12 protein-coding genes and 3 rRNA genes are annotated in these 19,144 nt (G+C 64.8%); all 15 read left to right on the top strand.

From position 1 onward, the window contains the following. Positions 1–91: 91 nt before the first annotated feature. A 16S ribosomal RNA gene (locus tag GBRO_RS14065) occupies positions 92–1,614 on the top strand. 416 nt (positions 1,615–2,030) lie between these two features. Further along, positions 2,031–5,163 (top strand): 23S ribosomal RNA (locus tag GBRO_RS14060). 109 nt (positions 5,164–5,272) lie between these two features. Next, positions 5,273–5,389: ribosomal RNA gene (gene rrf, locus GBRO_RS14055) — 5S ribosomal RNA — on the top strand. Together the 16S, 23S and 5S rRNA genes form the textbook arrangement of a ribosomal RNA operon. A 102-nt stretch (positions 5,390–5,491) precedes the next feature. Further along, on the top strand, positions 5,492–7,519 hold the full coding sequence (locus GBRO_RS14050; RefSeq protein WP_012834561.1) for an HAD-IIA family hydrolase: 2,028 nt from the start codon (positions 5,492–5,494) through the stop codon (positions 7,517–7,519). Between the two features lie 11 nt (positions 7,520–7,530). Beyond that, on the top strand, positions 7,531–7,812 hold the full coding sequence (locus GBRO_RS14045) for a hypothetical protein (RefSeq protein ID WP_041920537.1): 282 nt from the start codon (positions 7,531–7,533) through the stop codon (positions 7,810–7,812). Between the two features lie 15 nt (positions 7,813–7,827). Next, positions 7,828–8,655 (top strand): TlyA family RNA methyltransferase, encoded by an 828-nt coding sequence (locus GBRO_RS14040; protein ID WP_012834559.1) that lies wholly within the window; start codon positions 7,828–7,830, stop codon positions 8,653–8,655. A gap of 44 nt (positions 8,656–8,699) precedes the next feature. Continuing rightward, complete coding sequence (locus tag GBRO_RS14035) at positions 8,700–9,719, top strand: NAD kinase (RefSeq protein ID WP_012834558.1); 1,020 nt, start codon at positions 8,700–8,702, stop codon at positions 9,717–9,719. A 2-nt stretch (positions 9,720–9,721) separates the two neighbouring features. Then, positions 9,722–11,494, top strand: a complete 1,773-nt coding sequence (recN, locus tag GBRO_RS14030; RefSeq protein WP_012834557.1) for a DNA repair protein RecN — start codon at positions 9,722–9,724, stop codon at positions 11,492–11,494. 101 nt (positions 11,495–11,595) lie between these two features. Beyond that, entirely contained in the window at positions 11,596–12,783 is a 1,188-nt protein-coding gene (gene steA / locus GBRO_RS14025) for a putative cytokinetic ring protein SteA (RefSeq protein WP_041920536.1), read from the top strand. Positions 12,784–12,786: 3 nt separating this feature from the next. Beyond that, complete coding sequence (locus GBRO_RS14020; protein WP_012834555.1) at positions 12,787–13,725, top strand: copper transporter; 939 nt, start codon at positions 12,787–12,789, stop codon at positions 13,723–13,725. Between the two features lie 130 nt (positions 13,726–13,855). Next, a complete protein-coding gene (locus tag GBRO_RS14015; protein ID WP_172491663.1) occupies positions 13,856–15,610 on the top strand; it encodes a CTP synthase in 1,755 nt (584 codons plus the stop codon). Further along, on the top strand, positions 15,607–16,239 hold the full coding sequence (locus GBRO_RS14010) for an NUDIX domain-containing protein (protein WP_012834553.1): 633 nt from the start codon (positions 15,607–15,609) through the stop codon (positions 16,237–16,239). The genes GBRO_RS14015 and GBRO_RS14010 overlap by 4 nt, the downstream gene beginning before the upstream one ends. Then, entirely contained in the window at positions 16,236–17,177 is a 942-nt protein-coding gene (xerD, locus tag GBRO_RS14005; RefSeq protein WP_012834552.1) for a site-specific tyrosine recombinase XerD, read from the top strand. The genes GBRO_RS14010 and xerD overlap by 4 nt, the downstream gene beginning before the upstream one ends. 117 nt (positions 17,178–17,294) lie before the next feature. Next, a complete protein-coding gene (locus tag GBRO_RS14000; RefSeq protein WP_012834551.1) occupies positions 17,295–18,233 on the top strand; it encodes a ParA family protein in 939 nt (312 codons plus the stop codon). Beyond that, a complete protein-coding gene (locus tag GBRO_RS13995) occupies positions 18,230–19,135 on the top strand; it encodes a segregation and condensation protein A (RefSeq protein ID WP_012834550.1) in 906 nt (301 codons plus the stop codon). Before GBRO_RS14000 ends, GBRO_RS13995 begins: the two co-directional genes overlap by 4 nt. Positions 19,136–19,144: the final 9 nt, after the last annotated feature.

Genomic DNA, 19,144 nt, shown 5'->3' with positions numbered 1-19,144 from the left:
TGCTAGTTTTTGGATTGGTCAGGTTTTTCTTTCCTGATTGTGTTGAAACTTCTGCTGGCTTTTGTGGTTGGTGGGTTTGTTTCGATGTTTTTTCATGGAGAGTTTGATCCTGGCTCAGGACGAACGCTGGCGGCGTGCTTAACACATGCAAGTCGAACGGAAAGGCCCAGCTTGCTGGGTACTCGAGTGGCGAACGGGTGAGTAACACGTGGGTGATCTGCCCCTGACTTTGGGATAAGCCTGGGAAACTGGGTCTAATACCGGATATGACCTTACATCGCATGGTGTTTGGTGGAAAGCTTTTGCGGTTGGGGATGGGCCCGCGGCCTATCAGCTTGTTGGTGGGGTAATGGCCTACCAAGGCGACGACGGGTAGCCGACCTGAGAGGGTGATCGGCCACACTGGGACTGAGACACGGCCCAGACTCCTACGGGAGGCAGCAGTGGGGAATATTGCACAATGGGCGCAAGCCTGATGCAGCGACGCCGCGTGAGGGATGACGGCCTTCGGGTTGTAAACCTCTTTCACCAGGGACGAAGCGTGAGTGACGGTACCTGGAGAAGAAGCACCGGCCAACTACGTGCCAGCAGCCGCGGTAATACGTAGGGTGCGAGCGTTGTCCGGAATTACTGGGCGTAAAGAGCTCGTAGGCGGTTTGTCGCGTCGTCTGTGAAATTCTGCAGCTTAACTGTAGGCGTGCAGGCGATACGGGCAGACTTGAGTACTACAGGGGAGACTGGAATTCCTGGTGTAGCGGTGAAATGCGCAGATATCAGGAGGAACACCGGTGGCGAAGGCGGGTCTCTGGGTAGTAACTGACGCTGAGGAGCGAAAGCGTGGGTAGCGAACAGGATTAGATACCCTGGTAGTCCACGCCGTAAACGGTGGGTACTAGGTGTGGGGCTCATTTCACGAGTTCCGTGCCGTAGCTAACGCATTAAGTACCCCGCCTGGGGAGTACGGCCGCAAGGCTAAAACTCAAAGGAATTGACGGGGGCCCGCACAAGCGGCGGAGCATGTGGATTAATTCGATGCAACGCGAAGAACCTTACCTGGGTTTGACATACACCAGACGCGGCTAGAGATAGTCGTTCCCTTGTGGTTGGTGTACAGGTGGTGCATGGCTGTCGTCAGCTCGTGTCGTGAGATGTTGGGTTAAGTCCCGCAACGAGCGCAACCCTTGTCCTGTATTGCCAGCGGGTTATGCCGGGGACTTGCAGGAGACTGCCGGGGTCAACTCGGAGGAAGGTGGGGATGACGTCAAGTCATCATGCCCCTTATGTCCAGGGCTTCACACATGCTACAATGGCCGGTACAGAGGGCTGCGATACCGTGAGGTGGAGCGAATCCCTTAAAGCCGGTCTCAGTTCGGATCGGGGTCTGCAACTCGACCCCGTGAAGTCGGAGTCGCTAGTAATCGCAGATCAGCAACGCTGCGGTGAATACGTTCCCGGGCCTTGTACACACCGCCCGTCACGTCATGAAAGTCGGTAACACCCGAAGCCGGTGGCCTAACCCCCTGTGGGAGGGAGCTGTCGAAGGTGGGATCGGCGATTGGGACGAAGTCGTAACAAGGTAGCCGTACCGGAAGGTGCGGCTGGATCACCTCCTTTCTAAGGAGCATTATGCATGGGGGTTTCGGCCTTCATGGAGTCCTGTTTGTGGCCGAGTGTGCTGCACGGGGAGCTCAAGGGTGAAACATCAGACGGGTCGTGTTCGGTGGGGTGTTATGCCTGCCGGTATCGATCATTGTTGGCTGTGAGGCCGGCGTGTTCATCGCACACTATCGGGGTTCTGAGGGAACACGCGGTGTTTCTTCTGGGCTGGTCATTGCGCTGCTCTGTTGATGCGTCCTGTGGTGGGGTGTGGAGGGGTGTGTGGGTGGCTGGTGTGTGTTGTTTGAGAAGTGCATAGTGGATGCGAGCATCTTTATTTCTCGTGATTTCGAGAGATAGCAAAATGTTTTGATTTTTTGGTGATGTCTACATTTGGTCCTCAGCTGTGTGTTGGGGGTTTTGTGTAGGTGTTGTTGTAAGTGTTTTAGGGCGTTCGGTGGATGCCTTGGTACCAGGAGCCGATGAAGGACGTGGTAGGCCGCGATAGTCCTCGGGGAGTTGTCAAACGAGCTGTGATCCGAGGGTGTCCGAATGGGGAAACCCAGCACGAGTGATGTCGTGTTACCACCCAGTGAATGTATAGCTGGTGTGGGGGGAACGTGGGGAAGTGAAACATCTCAGTACCCATAGGAAGAGAAAACAATTGTGATTCCGTGAGTAGTGGCGAGCGAAAGCGGAGGAGGCTAAACCATGCGCATGTGAGACCGGGTAGGGGTTGTGTGTGTGGGGTTGTGGGGTTCATCTTCTTCCATCTGCCTGTGGAAGCGTGAGTGAGAAAATCGTGTGTTAGGTGAAGTGGCCTGGAATGGTCTGCCGTAGACGGTGAGAGTCCGGTAGCTGAAAGCATGCGGTCTTGCGTGATGTTCTCCCAAGTAGCAGCGGGCTCGTGGAATCTGCTGTGAATCTGCCGGGACCACCCGGTAAGCCTGAATACTTCCTGGTGACCGATAGCGGACTAGTACCGTGAGGGAAAGGTGAAAAGTACCCCGGGAGGGGAGTGAAATAGTACCTGAAACCGGACGCTTACAATCCGTCAGAGCCTGTGCAGTCTTTGGTGGCTGGTGGGTGATGGCGTGCCTTTTGAAGAATGAGCCTGCGAGTTAGTGCTCGGTGGCGAGGTTAACCCGTGTGGGGTAGCCGTAGCGAAAGCGAGTCTGAATAGGGCGTTGAGTCGCTGGGTCTAGACCCGAAGCGGAGTGATCTACCCATGGCCAGGGTGAAGCGTCGGTAAGACGTCGTGGAGGCCCGAACCCACTTCAGTTGAAAATGGAGGGGATGAGTTGTGGGTAGGGGTGAAAGGCCAATCAAACTCCGTGATAGCTGGTTCTCCCCGAAATGCATTTAGGTGCAGCGTTGCGTGTTTCTTGCCGGAGGTAGAGCTACTGGATGGCCGATGGGCCCTACTAGGTTACTGACGTCAGCCAAACTCCGAATGCCGGTAAGTGAGAGCGTGGCAGTGAGACTGCGGGCGATAAGGTTCGTAGTCGAGAGGGAAACAGCCCAGATCGCCGGCTAAGGCCCCTAAGCGTGTACTAAGTGGAAAAGGATGTGGGGTCGCGAAGACAACCAGGAGGTTGGCTTAGAAGCAGCCACCCTTGAAAGAGTGCGTAATAGCTCACTGGTCAAGTGATCCTGCGCCGACAATGTAGCGGGGCTCAAGTACACCGCCGAAGCCGCGGCACTCACATAAGCCCGCCCATGATCTACGGGTTGTGGGCTAGGTGTGTGGGTGGGTAGGGGAGCGTCCTGCATCCGTGGAAGCGCCCGTGTGAACGAGGTGTGGAGGGTGTGGGAGTGAGAATGCAGGCATGAGTAGCGAAAGCAGAGTGAGAAACTCTGCCGCCGAATGACCAAGGGTTCCTGGGCCAGGCTAATCCGCCCAGGGTGAGTCGGGACCTAAGGCGAGGCCGACAGGCGTAGTCGATGGACAACGGGTTGATATTCCCGTACCCGTGTATCCGCGCCCATGCTGAATCAGTTGTACTAACCACCCAAAACCGGATGGATCACCTTCGGGTGACCGGATGGGGCTGCGTGGGACCTCGGCTGGTAGTAGGCAAGCGATGGGGTGACGCAGGAAGGTAGTGGGGCCAGTGAGTGGTTGTACTGGTGTAAGCCTGTAGGGCGTTGTGTAGGTAAATCCGCACAGCATGAAGCCTGAGAGGTGATGCGTAGCCGTTGCGGCGAATTCCATGATCCTATGCTGCCGAGAAAAGCCTCTAGTGAGTTGGTACACGGCCCGTACCCCAAACCAACACAGGTGGTCAGGTAGAGAATACTAAGGCGATCGAGAGAACTGTGGTTAAGGAACTCGGCAAAATGCCCCCGTAACTTCGGGAGAAGGGGGACCCATTCTGGTGACGGCCCTTGCGGTCTGAGCTGGTGTGGGTCGCAGAGACCAGAGAGAAGCGACTGTTTACTAAAAACACAGGTCCGTGCGAAGTCGTAAGACGATGTATACGGACTGACGCCTGCCCGGTGCTGGAAGGTTAAGAGGACCGGTTAGTGCCCTTCGGGGTGCGAAGCTGAGAATTTAAGCCCCAGTAAACGGCGGTGGTAACTATAACCATCCTAAGGTAGCGAAATTCCTTGTCGGGTAAGTTCCGACCTGCACGAATGGCGTAACGACTTCTCTGCTGTCTCAACCACAGACTCGGCGAAATTGCAGTACGAGTAAAGATGCTCGTTACGCGCGGCAGGACGAAAAGACCCCGGGACCTTCACTATAGCTTGGTATTGGTGTTCGGTTCGGTTTGTGTAGGATAGGTGGGAGACTGTGAAGTGGGCACGCCAGTGTTCATGGAGTCGTTGTTGAAATACCACTCTGATCGTATTGGACTTCTAACCTCGGACCCTGATCGGGTTCAGGGACAGTGCCTGGTGGGTAGTTTAACTGGGGCGGTTGCCTCCTAAAATGTAACGGAGGCGCCCAAAGGTTCCCTCAGCCTGGTTGGCAATCAGGTGTTGAGTGTAAGTGCACAAGGGAGCTTGACTGTGAGACGTACATGTCGAGCAGGGACGAAAGTCGGGACTAGTGATCCGGCACCGGCAAGTGGAAGCGGTGTCGCTCAACGGATAAAAGGTACCCCGGGGATAACAGGCTGATCTTCCCCAAGAGTCCATATCGACGGGATGGTTTGGCACCTCGATGTCGGCTCGTCGCATCCTGGGGCTGGAGTAGGTCCCAAGGGTTGGGCTGTTCGCCCATTAAAGCGGCACGCGAGCTGGGTTTAGAACGTCGTGAGACAGTTCGGTCTCTATCCGCCGCGCGCGTTAGAAACTTGAGGAAACCTGTCCCTAGTACGAGAGGACCGGGACGGACGAACCTCTGGTGTGCCAGTTGTCCCGCCAGGGGCACTGCTGGTTAGCTACGTTCGGAAGGGATAACCGCTGAAAGCATCTAAGCGGGAAGCCTGTTCCAAGATGAGGTTTCTCACCACCTTGAGTGGTTAAGGCCCCCTACAGACCATGGGGTTGATAGGCCAGAACTGTACGCCTAGTAATAGGTTCAGGTGACTGGTACTAATCGGCCGAGGACTTACCACAACACTTTTTACATCAAGTGTTCGCATCCACTATGTACTTCTGAAATTGCACGCACCCCCACCCCCTAAGCGATGTGCTGGTGGGTGGGAGCGGGATAATTTCACAGAGTTACGGCGGCCATAGCGGAGGGGAAACGCCCGGTCCCATTCCGAACCCGGAAGCTAAGCCCTCCAGCGCCAATGGTACTGCACCCTAATCAGTGTGGGAGAGTAGGACACCGCCGAACACAACTTGAGAAGGCCCCGTATTCGATATGTTCATATCGAATACGGGGCCTTTCTTTATGTTCTTGATCTTCGACGGATCCGACGGCATAGGGTGAGGAAGCATGAGTGATCGTGATCGAGGACGTCCGGACTCACGCGGGCGGGGACGCCGAGACCGCGAGCGTCCGCCGGGTCCGGTGATTCCTGACGACGTGGCGGCGTCCGATCTCGAGGGTGAGGTCCGACGCGACCTGTTGACTCTCGACAAGGCTAATGCCGACAGTGTTGCCCGGCATCTGGTGATGGTGTCGCGGCTTCTCGACGAGAATCCACTTCTGGCTCTCGAGCACGCGCGTGCCGCACGTGGTCGCGCGTCCCGCGTCGGCGTGGTCCGGGAGACCGTCGGCGTCGCGGCCTATACCGCGGGCGAGTGGCAGGAAGCGATCACCGAACTCCGGGCCGCGCGTCGGATCACCGGGAACTCCGCGCTTCTTCCGCTGATCGCCGACGCCGAGCGCGGACTCGGCCGGCCGGAACGCGCGATCGAGATCGCGCGAGGTGACGACGGTCGCGCCCTGACCGGTGACGAGGCAACCGAGATGCGCATCGTCGAGGCCGGCGCGCGCATGGATCTGGGCGACGCCGAAAAGGCGATTGTGACCCTGCAGGCCGAGGATCTGCGACCGGGTCAGACCGGGACGATGCCCGCCCGGCTCTTCTACGCATACGCCTCGGCGCTCGAGGCCGCCGGCCGCACCGACGATGCCGTCACCTGGTTCATGAACGCTGCCGCCGCCGACGTCGACGACGTCACCGACGCTGAGTTCCGGCTCACCGATATCGCCGAAGGCACTGCTGCTCCCGCGGACAGCACAGAGAACGAGACCGAGACCGAAGGCACCGCACCCGCCGCGGAGAGCGGCGCGGTACCGGTGGAGACCAGCGAGCCTTCCGCCGACAGCGCCGCGGTTCCAGTCGAGACCAGCACGCTTGCCACCGACCGCACTGTGCTTCCTGCTGAGATCTCTGCCCCTCTCGCCGAGGGGTCCGCGCCTGTCGTCCATGACGCCGCTGTTCCGGTCGAGAGCACCGCTGTCGAGAGCACCGCAGTTCCCGTGGACAGCACACCTCCGAAGCGTCGTCGAACTCTCGCAGACTCCTACGACGCCCTCCTGCTCGATCTCGACGGCACCGTCTTTGCCGGGCATCGTGCGTTGCCCCATGCCGTGGACTCCCTGGCGCGTACCTCGACAGCCCGGTTCTTCGTGACCAACAACGCGAGTCGCCGTCCGGCCGAGGTGGCCGCCCACCTGACCGATCTCGGATTCGACGCGACTCCGGATCTCGTGGTCACCAGCGCCCAATCCGCGGCGCGGTTGCTCTCCGAGCACCTCGAGCCGGGTTCTCGCGCTCTGGTGATCGGGACCGATGGGCTCGCCCAGGAGGTGCGGGAAGCCGGGATCGGGGTGACGCGCAGTGCCGATGACCGGCCCGCGGCAGTAATCCAGGGACACTCCCCGGAGACCGGCTGGGCCCAGCTCTCCGAAGCCGCACTCGCCATCCGCGCGGGAGCACTGTGGATCGCCACCAACGTCGACGCCACGCTGCCCTCCGAGCGAGGCCTGCTGGTCGGCAACGGGTCGATGGTCGCAGCCGTGCGCAACGCGACCGGCGCCGAGCCCATCGTCGCAGGCAAGCCGGCCGCGCCCCTGATGGCCGACGCCATCGCCCGGTCCCGCGCACGCACACCGTTGGTCGTCGGTGACCGGCTGGATACCGACATCGAGGGAGCGCACGCCGTCGGGATCGACAGCGCGCTGGTGCTCACGGGTGTGAGCACGGTGCCCGATCTGCTCATTGCGCCTCCCGAACAGCGTCCCACCTACGTCATCGACGACCTCGCCGGACTGTTCGACGACCCCGAAAGCGTCCGGGTCGGGCCGCAGCCCGGCTGGAACGTCGAGGTCTTCGACTCGCGTGTCGTGGTGACCCCCGACGACGATGCCGCCGCGGTGTCGATGGTCCCCGCGGTCGTGCACGCCATCTGGGCGGCAATCGACGGCACCGATGTGGATGTCGACACGCTTTCGGTCGCCGCCGGTGATGCCGCAACCCAGGAACGGCTCGCCGTCCTGGGCATTCCGAGCTAGTTTTGCTGACGATGACCGATTCACCAGAAGCCAGTCGCCCGACCCCCGGTCCGTCGCCGGCGGGGATGCCGCGCCGACAGTTCGAGACCACCGACGAGTTCGTCGACGTCGACACCGAAGGCGCCACCGCTGCCATTCGCTCGGAAGTGGAAGACCTTCTGCAACAGGTCGACTCGGTTCGCCACGAGGTCGGGGACACCTTCGATCTGCGTGCGCTCGAACACCAGACCGCGTTGCTCGAACAGGCTCATGACGCGCTGACGGCCGCCCTGGACGCGGTCGATCGTCGCTGACGCCGGGGCGCGAAAATGGCCACCCGGGCGCGACTCGACGCCGAACTGGTCCGTCGCGGCCTGGCGCGCTCGCGCGAGCATGCTCGCCACCTCGTCGACTCCGGGGTGGTCAAGGTGAACGGAGTCGTCGCCACCAAACCGGCGACCAACGTCACCCGCGACACCCCGGTGCTCGTCGTCGAAGAACAGGGTGAGGATTGGGCATCACGCGGTGCGCACAAACTCATCGGCGCCCTCGACGCCTTCGAACCGGCGGGACTCGAAGTCGCCGGCCGACGCTGCCTCGACGCGGGTGCCTCGACAGGCGGATTCACCGACGTCCTGTTGCGGCGCGGCGCGGCGCGTGTGGTGGCCGTGGATGTCGGCTACGGACAACTCATCTGGCGACTGCAGAACGACGACCGCGTCGAGATCCACGACCGCACCAACGTGCGTCATCTCGAACCCGACGAGATCGGCGGGCCGGTCGACGTGGTCGTCGCCGACCTCTCGTTCATCTCATTGGGCCTGGTGCTGCCCGCGCTGGCGCGCTGCTCCCGGCCGGGCGCTGACCTCGTTCCGATGGTCAAACCGCAGTTCGAGGTCGGCAAGGATCGGGTCGGTTCCGGTGGCGTGGTCCGTGATCCGGCGCTGCGTGCCGAAGCCGTCCACAACGTCGCACGTCAGGCGGCCGAAGTGGATCTGATGCCCTGCGGGGTGGTCGCCAGCCCGTTGCCCGGACCGTCGGGCAATGTGGAGTACTTCCTCTGGCTGCATCACCAGCCCGGCGGAGCGTCGGGTGGGGGCGATAGGGTCGACCTGCGATCACTGATCGAGCGAGCCGTCGACGACGGCCCGTCCTGATCGTCGGCCAGCGGCCGCATCCGCCGAGTGAGAAGGGGACCAGAGTGGCCGACGAGTCGGTAGCCGAACCCACCGGCGGCCGCGAGTTCTTGGTGGTCGCCCACACCGGGCGCGAGATCGTCACGACGACGATCGATGCCATCGCACGACACTGCGCCGAAGCCGGCATCAAACTGCGGGTAGTCGACCACGACACCAAAGACGGTGCGCGCGCCCACTCCTACGCCGATCCGCCCGACCACCTGCCCGGCAAGACCCCCACCGCCGAGAATCACCCCGTCGACCCGGATCACCTGCGTGAGATCGGCGCCGCGGTGGATGTGACGACCGCCGACTCGGCGTCGGCTGCGGGATGCGAGGTGGTGATCGTCCTCGGTGGTGACGGGACCTTCCTGCGGGCCGCCGAACTGGCCTATCCCGCCGACGCCCCGGTACTCGGAATCAACCTGGGGCGCATCGGATTCCTCGCCGAAGCCGAGGCGAATCGCGTCGACGCGGTGATGGCCCAGCTGATCTCGGGTGACTATCGTGTGGAGCCCCGGATGACGCTCGATGTGGTGGTCACCGACCCCGCCGATCCCGACACGACGACACGCAGCTGGGCGCTCAACGAGGTCGCCATCCTCAACCGGACCAACAGCGGCGTGCTCGAACTGTTCACCGAGGTCGACGGTCGGCCGGTCTCGGCGTTCGGGGCCGACGGTGTGCTGGTGTCGACGCCCACCGGGTCCACCGCCTACGCGTTCTCGGCCGGCGGACCGGTGATGTGGCCCGATCTGGAGGCGATCCTGGTGGTCCCGAGCAATGCGCACGCACTCTTCGCGCGACCCATGGTGACCAGTCCGCGGTCCCGGATCGCGGTCGAGATCGACAAGAACGGCCGATCGGCCATCGCTCTCTGCGACGGCCGGCGGTTACTCGACGTCCCGGCCGGTGCCCGCGTCGAGGTCGTCCGCAGCGAGCGGTCGGTGCAGTGGGTTCGGATCGACTCGGATCCGTTCGCCGATCGGCTCGTCACCAAATTCGCGCTTCCGGTCACCGGATGGCGGGGGAGGCAGACGTAGGGGTGCTCGAAGAACTGACCATTTCCGGGCTCGGCGTCATCGAGGCCGCCTCGGCCCGGTTCCATCCCGGGTTCACCGTGCTCACCGGTGAGACCGGGGCCGGTAAGACGATGATCGTGACCAGCCTGCACCTGCTGTCCGGTGCGCGGGCCGACGCCAATCGCGTTCGCAACGGCAGCCCGAAGGCGGTGGTCGAGGGTCGCTTCCGCTTGCCCGGGCAGGGCTCTGCTGCCGCTGGGACACAAACGTCTGGGATACAACAGGATTCGGTGGTGGCCGAGATCCTCGAGTCGACCGGCGCCGAACTCGACGACGATGACACCGTCATCGCTGTGCGCACGGTGGGCGCCGACGGTCGCTCGCGAGCACATCTCGGTGGCCGGTCGGTGCCCGTGGGTGTGATGGGCCGACTCACGAATGCCGTACTGGCCATCCACGGCCAGAACGACCAACTCCGACTGCTGCGGCCAGAACATCAGCGCGCCGCACTCGACGCCTTCGCCGGGGCACGTGCGGACAAGGCTCTCACCGCCTATCGGCGTGCCCGAGACGCGTGGATCGAGATCCTCGACGAACTCGACGCCCGTCGCGCCAATTATCGCGAGATCGCCCAGGAGGCTGATCGGCTCCGCTTCGGAATCGACGAGATCGCGGCCGTCGACCCGGCACCCGGCGAGGACGAGGAACTCGCCGCCACCATTCGCCGGCTGACCGATCTGGAGTCCATCCGGACCGCCGCGGCGACCTCGCAGGATCTGGTCGCCGGCGACGGACGTTCGGTCATCGAGGGACTCGGGCAGGTCCGCGACATCCTGGAGACCGTCGCCGACGAGACGCTGCGCGCCCTGGTCCCGCGGGTCAGTGAGGCGCTGACCGTGATCACCGACGTCGGCGCGGAACTCACCGCCTTCCTGTCCGACCTCCCCGCCGATGCCGAGGAACTCGACAAGCTGCTCACCCGGCAGGCCGAGTTGAAGGCGCTCGTCCGCAAGTACGCACCCGATATCGACGGTGTCATCGCCTGGCGGATGCAGGCGCAGGCTCGACTCGCCGAGATCGAGGATCCGCGCAGCTCCATCGAGGAACTCGAGGCCGCCGCAGCCACGGCGCGCACTGACGTCGAGGCCGCCGCCGGCAAGCTGCACGCAGTACGTGCCAAGTCGGCCACCTCGATGGCCAACAAGGTGTCCGCGGAACTCCGCGGGCTCGCCATGGGAGATGCCGCACTCGACGTGGCCGTCACGCCGGAACCGGCGAGCGCCGACGACCGGCTCGGCATCGATGTCGTCGGGACGCGCGCCCACGCGGGTGCCGACGGGGCCGATCGGGTCGAGTTCGCGTTGATCGCGCACAAGAACGCCCATCCACTGCCGATCGCCACCTCGGCCTCGGGCGGCGAGCTCTCGCGAGTGATGTTGGCTCTCGAAGTCGTTCTGGCAGAACCGACATCGGGTTCGGTGATGGTCTTCGACGAGGTCGATGCCGGCGTCGGCGGGCGCGCCGCGGTCGAGATCGGCAAACGACTGGCCGGACTCGCGCGGGCCCATCAGGTCATCGTCGTGACCCATCTTCCGCAGGTGGCGGCCTTCGCCGACAACCATCTGGTGATCGGCAAGAGCAGCGGGCGGGGCGCACACACCAGCACCGTGCGCGAACTCGACCGGGACGAGCGGGTGGCCGAACTCGCCCGGATGCTCGCCGGACTCGGTGAGTCCGACACCGGCAAGGCGCATGCCGAGGAACTGCTGCAGACGGCGGAACGGGCGAAGGAGTGACCGCCCCGACGCCGTAACTGCTGTTACTCATGTGACAAAAGTTGCCCCTGTTACGGCGCGCCTCCTCGCGGCGGCCCGCTACGCGGTCAATCATGGCCGTCATGAAGATGCCTGCACTGCTCGCGCGAAACACCGAAGAACTGCCTGGCGTCACCGGTATCGCCAGGATCGACAAGAACACCAAGCGGCTCCTCGGCCGGGTGGGGCCGGGTGACATCGTCATCCTCGACGAGGTGGACCTGGATCGGGTGACCGCGGATGCCTTGGTGCAGGCCAACGTCGTGGCCGTGGTCAACGCCTCGCGTTCGATCAGCGGCCGCTACCCGAATCTCGGTCCGGAGGTCCTCGTCGCATCCGGCATCGTGCTGCTCGACGACGTCGGGCCGGAGGTGTTCAAGCGGGTCAAGGACGGCGCCAAGGTCAGGGTCCACCACGACCGGCTCTTCGTCGGCGACCGGCGCCTGGCACGCGGCGCCGAACTCGACGAACACGAGATCGCCGACATGATGATCGGTGCCAAGTCCGGCCTGGTCGATCACCTGGAGGCCTTCTCCGGCAACACGATCGAGTTCATCCGCAGCGAGTCCCCGCTGCTGATCGACGGGGTCGGCGTCCCCGACATCGACGTCGATGTCGCGGGCAAACACGTCGTCATCGTCGCCGATGGTCCCGACCGGGTCGCCGACCTGCGCTCGCTCAAGCCGTTCATCAAGGAGTACTCGCCGGTGCTCATCGGGGTGGGCGTCGGCGCCGAGACGCTGATGAAGGCCGGCTACCGGCCGGCCCTGATCGTCGGCGATCCGAGCGAGCTGAAGACCCAGACACTCAAATGCGGTGCGCAGGTGGTGCTTCCGGCCGACACCGACGGACATGCTCCCGGTCTTGAGCGCATCCAGGATCTCGGGATCGGTGCCACCACGTTCCCGGCGGCCGGCTCGGACGGCGATCTCGCCCTGTTGCTCGCCGACTACCACGGCGCCGACCTCATCGTCACCGTCGGCTATGCCGGGACACTCGACGACTTCTTCGACCGCTCCCGGCGGGAGAGCAATCCGTCGACCTTCCTGACCCGCCTCAAGGTCGGTCCCAAACTCGTCGATGCGAAGGCCGTGGCGACGCTCTACCGCAGTCGGGTGTCCGGCGCGGCCATCGCCTGTGTGGTGCTCGCCGCTCTGGTTGCCGTGATCGCCGCGGTGCTGCTCTCGAGCGCCGGTCCCGAGGTCACCGATTGGGTTGTCGCGCAGTGGCATCAGTTGGTCGAGTGGGCCCGGGGAGTTTGGAACAGGTAGTCGATGATCTCACTTCGCCAACACGCCATCTCGCTGGTCGCGGTCTTCCTGGCCCTGGCGCTGGGACTGTTCCTCGGCTCCGGGTTCGTCGGTGACCGGATGAACTCGGTCACCGGAACCAGTCGTGACCGTATCGGCGACCTCGAGAACCAGCGCGATGACCTCAACGAGCAACTGAACGCGGCGAACAGCTTCGATCAGGCGGTCGCTCCGCGCCTCATCGCCAATTCGCTTCGCGGACAATCGGTTGTGGTGGTGACCGCGCCCAACGCGGCCGACGCCGACGTGACCGCGGTGAAGGAGTCCATCTCCGGTGCGGGCGGTCGCTTCGCCGGTCAGATCGCCCTCACCGACACGTTGGTCACCGACCAGAAGGCCGAGCAGCTGCGCACCATCGTCGACCAGACGATTCCGCCGGGTACGCTGCTGCGTCCGGAACTGACCGACTCGGGTGGCCGTACCGGTGATCTGCTCGGCAGTCTGATCCTGCGACGTGACGGCAGTGCGCCCGCCCGCGCCTCCGATCGGGCCACCGGTCTGCAGACGCTGCGTGACGGCGGATTCATCGACTACGCCGACAACGCGATCACACCGGCCGATCTCATGGTGCTGGTGACCGGTGGGGACTTCGGGAAGGACTCGGGCGCCCAGGGATCCGTGGTCGCACGTTTCGCCGCGGCGATGGCCGCGCGCGGGGAGGGCGGTGTCCTAGTCGGCCGCGGTGGCTCGGCCGAGGGCGGCTCACCGATCGCCGTCGTGCGTTCCGACCCGGCTCTGGGCAACGCGGTCTCCACGGTCGACAACGTCGATCAGCAGACCGGCCGGATCACCACCGTGCTGGTGCTGTCCTCGGAGTCGAAGGGACACACCGGCGCCTACGGCACCGGAGCCGGGGCGAGCGCCATCACCGTCGGCGCCGACGGCCGCCCGGCGCAGCAGTAGCCGCCCGGCACAGGAGCCGGCACCGTCCGTCCGGAGTGGCGGACGGTGAATCGGCGTAGTGGTGTTACCCTGGAGTCCCGTAGGTAATCAGGGCATCCGCGCCTGGTTCGGCCGACGGGAGATACGCGTTTTGCGACCACTTCGCCATGTGCACGACACGAAACACATCTTTGTCACGGGCGGTGTCGCCTCGTCACTGGGTAAGGGCCTGACGGCTTCCAGCCTGGGGCAGCTGCTCACCTCGCGCGGTCTGCGCGTCACGATGCAGAAGCTCGACCCCTACCTCAATGTCGATCCCGGCACGATGAACCCTTTCCAGCACGGTGAGGTGTTCGTCACCGACGATGGCGCCGAGACCGACCTCGACGTCGGTCACTACGAACGTTTCCTCGACCGCAACCTGTCCCAGTCGGCGAATGTCACCACCGGACAGGTGTATTCGGCGGTCATCGCCAAAGAACGGCGCGGTGAGTACCTCGGTGAGACGGTGCAGGTGATCCCGCACATCACCGACGAGCTCAAATCCCGGGTGCTCGCGATGCGTGAGCCGGGCGACGACGGTGAGACGCCGGATGTCGTGATCACCGAGATCGGCGGCACCGTCGGCGACATCGAATCGCTGCCGTTCATCGAGGCGGCGCGCCAGATCCGTCACGACGTGGGACGCGACAATGTCTTCTTCCTGCACGTGTCGCTGGTGCCTTACCTCGCACCGTCGGGCGAGCTCAAGACCAAGCCGACTCAGCACTCGGTCGCGGCGCTGCGCAACGTCGGTATCCAGCCGGACGCGCTGATCCTGCGATGCGACCGCGAGGTCCCCGAGGGGCTCAAGAAGAAGATCGCGCTGATGTGCGACGTCGACATCGAGGGCGTGATCTCCACGCCGGATGCGCCGTCGATCTACGACATCCCGAAGGTGTTGCACAACGAGCACCTCGATGCCTACGTGGTGCGCAAACTGGGTCTGCCGTTCCGCGACGTGGACTGGACCGAATGGGGCGAGCTGCTCAACCGGGTCCACGACCCGCGCGAGAGCGTGACCGTCGCCCTCGTCGGCAAGTACGTCGACTTGCCCGACGCCTATCTCTCTGTCACCGAGGCCATCCGGGCCGGCGGCTTCGCGTGGCGTGCGCGCACCGAGATCCGATGGGTCCCGTCCGACGACTGTGAGTCGCCGGCCGGCGCGCAGGCGGCGCTCAGTGACGTCGACGCCGTCCTCATCCCCGGTGGTTTCGGCATCCGGGGGATCGAGGGCAAGGTCGGCGCCATCAATTACGCACGGCGACGCGGGATTCCACTGCTGGGCTTGTGCCTGGGTCTGCAGTGCGTGGTCATCGAGGCGGCCCGTTCGGTGGGTCTCGACGAGGCGAGCTCCACCGAATTCGATCCCGACACCCCGCATCCGGTGATCTCCACGATGGCCGATCAGGAGGATGCCGTGGCCGGGGCGGCCGACCTCGGCGGCACCATGCGGCTCGGGGCCTACCCGGCGTCGCTCAAGCCGGGATCGGTGGTGGCCGAGAGCTATGGCACCCGGGAGGTCTCCGAGCGGCACCGTCATCGCTATGAGGTCAACAACGCCTATCGCGACAAGATCGCCGCATCCGGGCTGGTGTTCTCCGGCACCTCGCCGGACGGGCATCTGGTGGAGTTCGTCGAGTACCCGAAGTCCGTCCACCCGTTCCTGGTGGCGACCCAGGCCCATCCCGAACTCAAGAGCCGGCCGACGCGGCCACACCCGTTGTTCCGGTCGTTCATCGGTGCGGCGCTGAAATACAAAGCGGCCGAACGCCTTCCGGTCGATATCGGCGACTATGATCCGCATGCTGACGCCGACGTACCCGAGTCCGACTCCGTCGACTCCGGTGAGGGCGTGGGCGCTTGACCCCGGCCGGGAGTCACGACTTCGCGGTGAGCGAGCGCCGTACCGTCTACGAGGGCGCGATCCTGGCCCTGCGCGTCGACAAGGTGCAGATGCCCGGCGGGCGCGTCGCCGAGCGCGAGGTCGTCGAGCACTACGGCGCGGTGGCGATCCTGGCCCGCGACGAGCAGGGCCGAATCGCGATGGTGCGCCAGTATCGGCATCCGATCGGCCGCAGGCTGCTCGAACTCCCCGCCGGTCTGCTCGATCAGGGGGACACGGAGGATCCGCTGACGGCCGCGCAACGCGAACTGGCCGAGGAGACCGATCTGGCCGCCGATTCGTGGCGGGTACTGGTGGACCTCGACCTGTCTCCGGGATTCACCGACGAGGCGCTACGCCTGTACCTGGCCGAGGATCTGCGTCACCTCGATGCGGCCGAACGCACCGACGAGGAAGCCGACATGTCGGTGGAGTGGATCGCCTTCGACGAGGCGGTCGCCAAGGTCCTGGCCGGCGAGATCGTGAACGCGACCAGTGTGGCCGGGATCCTCGCTGCTGCAGCCGCCGATCGATCCACGACTGCGCTGCGGTCGGTGGATGCGCCGTGGCCCGACGAGCCCACCGCGTTGCGCCGTCGTCGCCGGCCGTGATCACCGATCCGTTTCCCGAGGGACCGATCGCGGCCCCGGTGGCGCGCTACCTCGATCACCTCACCGTCGAGCGCGGGGCGGCGCACAACACCGTCACGTCGTACCGGCGCGATCTGGAGCGGTATCAGAACTATCTGATCGCCCGCGGGATCAGCGGGCTGGCCGAGGTCACCGAGTCCGATATCCGCGAGTTCCTGGTGGCCCTGCGGCGCGGTGACGAGGCGACCGGTTCGCGGCCTCTGGCGGACAGCTCGATAGCGCGAACCCTGGTGGCCACCAGGCGGTTTCACGGATTCGCCGTGGACGAGGGGGTGGTGTCGACCGACGTCGCGCACGCGGTCCGTCCGCCGCGCCCGGCGCGCCGGCTGCCCAAGTCGCTGCCGGTGGACGAAGTGCTGGCGATCCTCGAGGCGTCGAGCACCGGTGACCATCCGCGAGCACTGCGCGACCGCGCGCTCCTGGAGTTGCTCTACAGCTGCGGCGCACGGATCTCAGAGGCAACCTCGCTCGACGTCGACGATCTCGACACCGCCGCCCGCGCCGTCCGGCTGCGGGGCAAGGGTGGCAAGGAACGTATCGTCCCGGTTGGTGGGCCGGCCGCCGACGCCATCGACGCCTACCTCGTACGTGGGCGACCCGTGCTGGCGACCCGGTCGGCGCCCGCCCTGTTCCTCAACGCCCGCGGCGGGCGGCTGTCGCGGCAAAGTGCCTGGCAGGTGCTGGTGAGTGCGGCCGAACGGGCCGGACTGGACAAGGCGGTGTCGCCGCACACGTTGCGGCACAGCTTCGCGACCCATCTGCTCGACGGCGGCGCGGACGTGCGGGTGGTGCAGGAACTGCTTGGTCACGCCTCGGTCACCACCACTCAGGTGTACACGCTGGTGACCGTCAACACGATGCGCGAGGTCTATGCGACCGCCCACCCGCGGGCACGGTGAGCGCGGGCGACACGATGTGCCGTGGTCGCGGCGGTGCTCCGACGCTTGACCGGTGCCAACCACTAGGCTGACAGACGCCGCACGGCGAGATCGAGGGAAGAGGGGAGCTGGCCAGGAGTGACGAATCCGAGCTCACCGCGTCCCGATCACCAATATCGCATCGAGGTCTCGCCCGGACGTGACGCCGACGAGACCGAGCATGTCACGCAGAGCGAACTCGGTCCCACCGGTCGCCCGTACCGCGACATCCCCGAACCCGCACCGCTCGATCGGCACGGACCGGCCACCGTCGTGGCCGTCTGCAACCAGAAGGGCGGCGTCGGCAAGACGACGTCGACGATCAACCTGGGGGCCGCGCTCGCCGAATACGGTCGCCGTGTGCTGCTGGTCGATCTCGATCCGCAGGGCGCGCTGTCGGCGGGACTCGGGGTGCCCCACCACGATCTGGACCAGACCGTGTACAACCTGCTCGTCCCGCCGCACACCGACACCGACGAGGTCCTGATGCGGACCCGTGTCGACGGCCTGGATCTGTTGCCCAGCAACATCGATTTGTCGGCGGCCGAGATCCAACTCGTCACCGAGGTGGGCCGTGAGCAGTCCCTCGGCCGCGCCCTGCACCCCGTCCTCGACCGCTACGACTTCGTGCTCATCGACTGCCAGCCGTCACTGGGCCTGCTGACGGTCAACGCGCTGGCCTGCTCGGACACCGTGCTGATCCCGATGGAATGCGAGTACTTCAGCCTCCGTGGTCTGGCGCTGCTCAACGACACCATCGAGAAGGTGCGCGACCGCCTCAACCCGCGTCTGCAACTCGGCGGCATCCTGGTGACCATGTTCGACGCCCGCACCCTGCATTCGCGCGAGGTGATGGCCCGCGTGGTGGAGGTCTTCGGCGACGCTGTCTTCGACACCGTCATCTCGCGCACCGTCCGGTTCCCGGAGACCAGCGTGGCGGGGGAGCCGATCACCTCCTGGGCCCCCCGTTCGGCCGGTGCCGCCGCCTACCGTGCACTGGCCCGCGAGGTCATCGCGCGCGATGCGAAGGGCGCATGAACGCCGCCGACACCGGCGATGTGGTCCCTTCCTCAGGTGAACACGAGGGCGGCGTCGTCGCGTCCCCGAACGAGTACACCGCGGCCGACGACGCCTCAGCCGAGACCCCGGCCACGACCGGCTTCCAGGTGCGACTCCCCAACTTCGAGGGGCCGTTCGATCTGCTGCTCAACCTGATCAGCCAGCACCGCCTCGATGTGACCGAGGTCGCCCTGCACGAGGTGACCGACGATTTCATCGCCTACACCCGGGAGATGGGTGCCGAACTACCTCTCGAGCAGACCACCGAGTTCCTGGTGGTGGCCGCCACCCTCCTCGATCTGAAGGCCGCCCGCCTGTTGCCCACCGGTGAGGTCGACGATCCCGAAGACCTCGCGCTACTCGAAGCCCGCGACCTGTTGTTCGCCCGGCTGCTGCAGTACCGGGCCTACAAGCAGGTGGCCGCGCTGTTCGGTGAGCTGGAAGCCGCTGCGCTGCAGCGCTATCCGCGTGCGGTCTCGCTGGAGCAGCAGTTCGAGGACCTGTTGCCGGAGGTCACGCTCGGCGTCGACGCCCACGGTTTCGTCGAAGTCGCGGCCAGTGCGCTGACGCCCCGGCCGGTCCCCACCGTCGGCCTCGATCATCTCCACGACGTCCACAAGGTGTCGGTACCGGCGCAGGCGAAACGGATGGCCGGGTTGCTCAGTGCCGTTCCGGGACAGTGGTTGTCGTTCACCGATCTCGTCGCCGACTGCGCGAACGGACTCGAGGTGGTTGGGAGCTTCCTGGGGCTGCTCGAGCTGTACCGGCAGCGGGCGATCACCTTCGATCAGCCGGAGGCGCTCGGCGATCTCCGGGTGACGTGGACCGGAGACCGTGACGCCGACGACGTCAACATCGACAAGGCAGAGGACTACGGATGAGGAGTGTGC

This window comes from Gordonia bronchialis DSM 43247, from assembly GCF_000024785.1.
In the GTDB taxonomy this organism is placed as follows: domain Bacteria; phylum Actinomycetota; class Actinomycetes; order Mycobacteriales; family Mycobacteriaceae; genus Gordonia; species Gordonia bronchialis.
The sequence above is the reverse complement of the archived record's forward strand: the minus strand, read 5'-3'. Positions and strand labels throughout refer to the sequence as shown.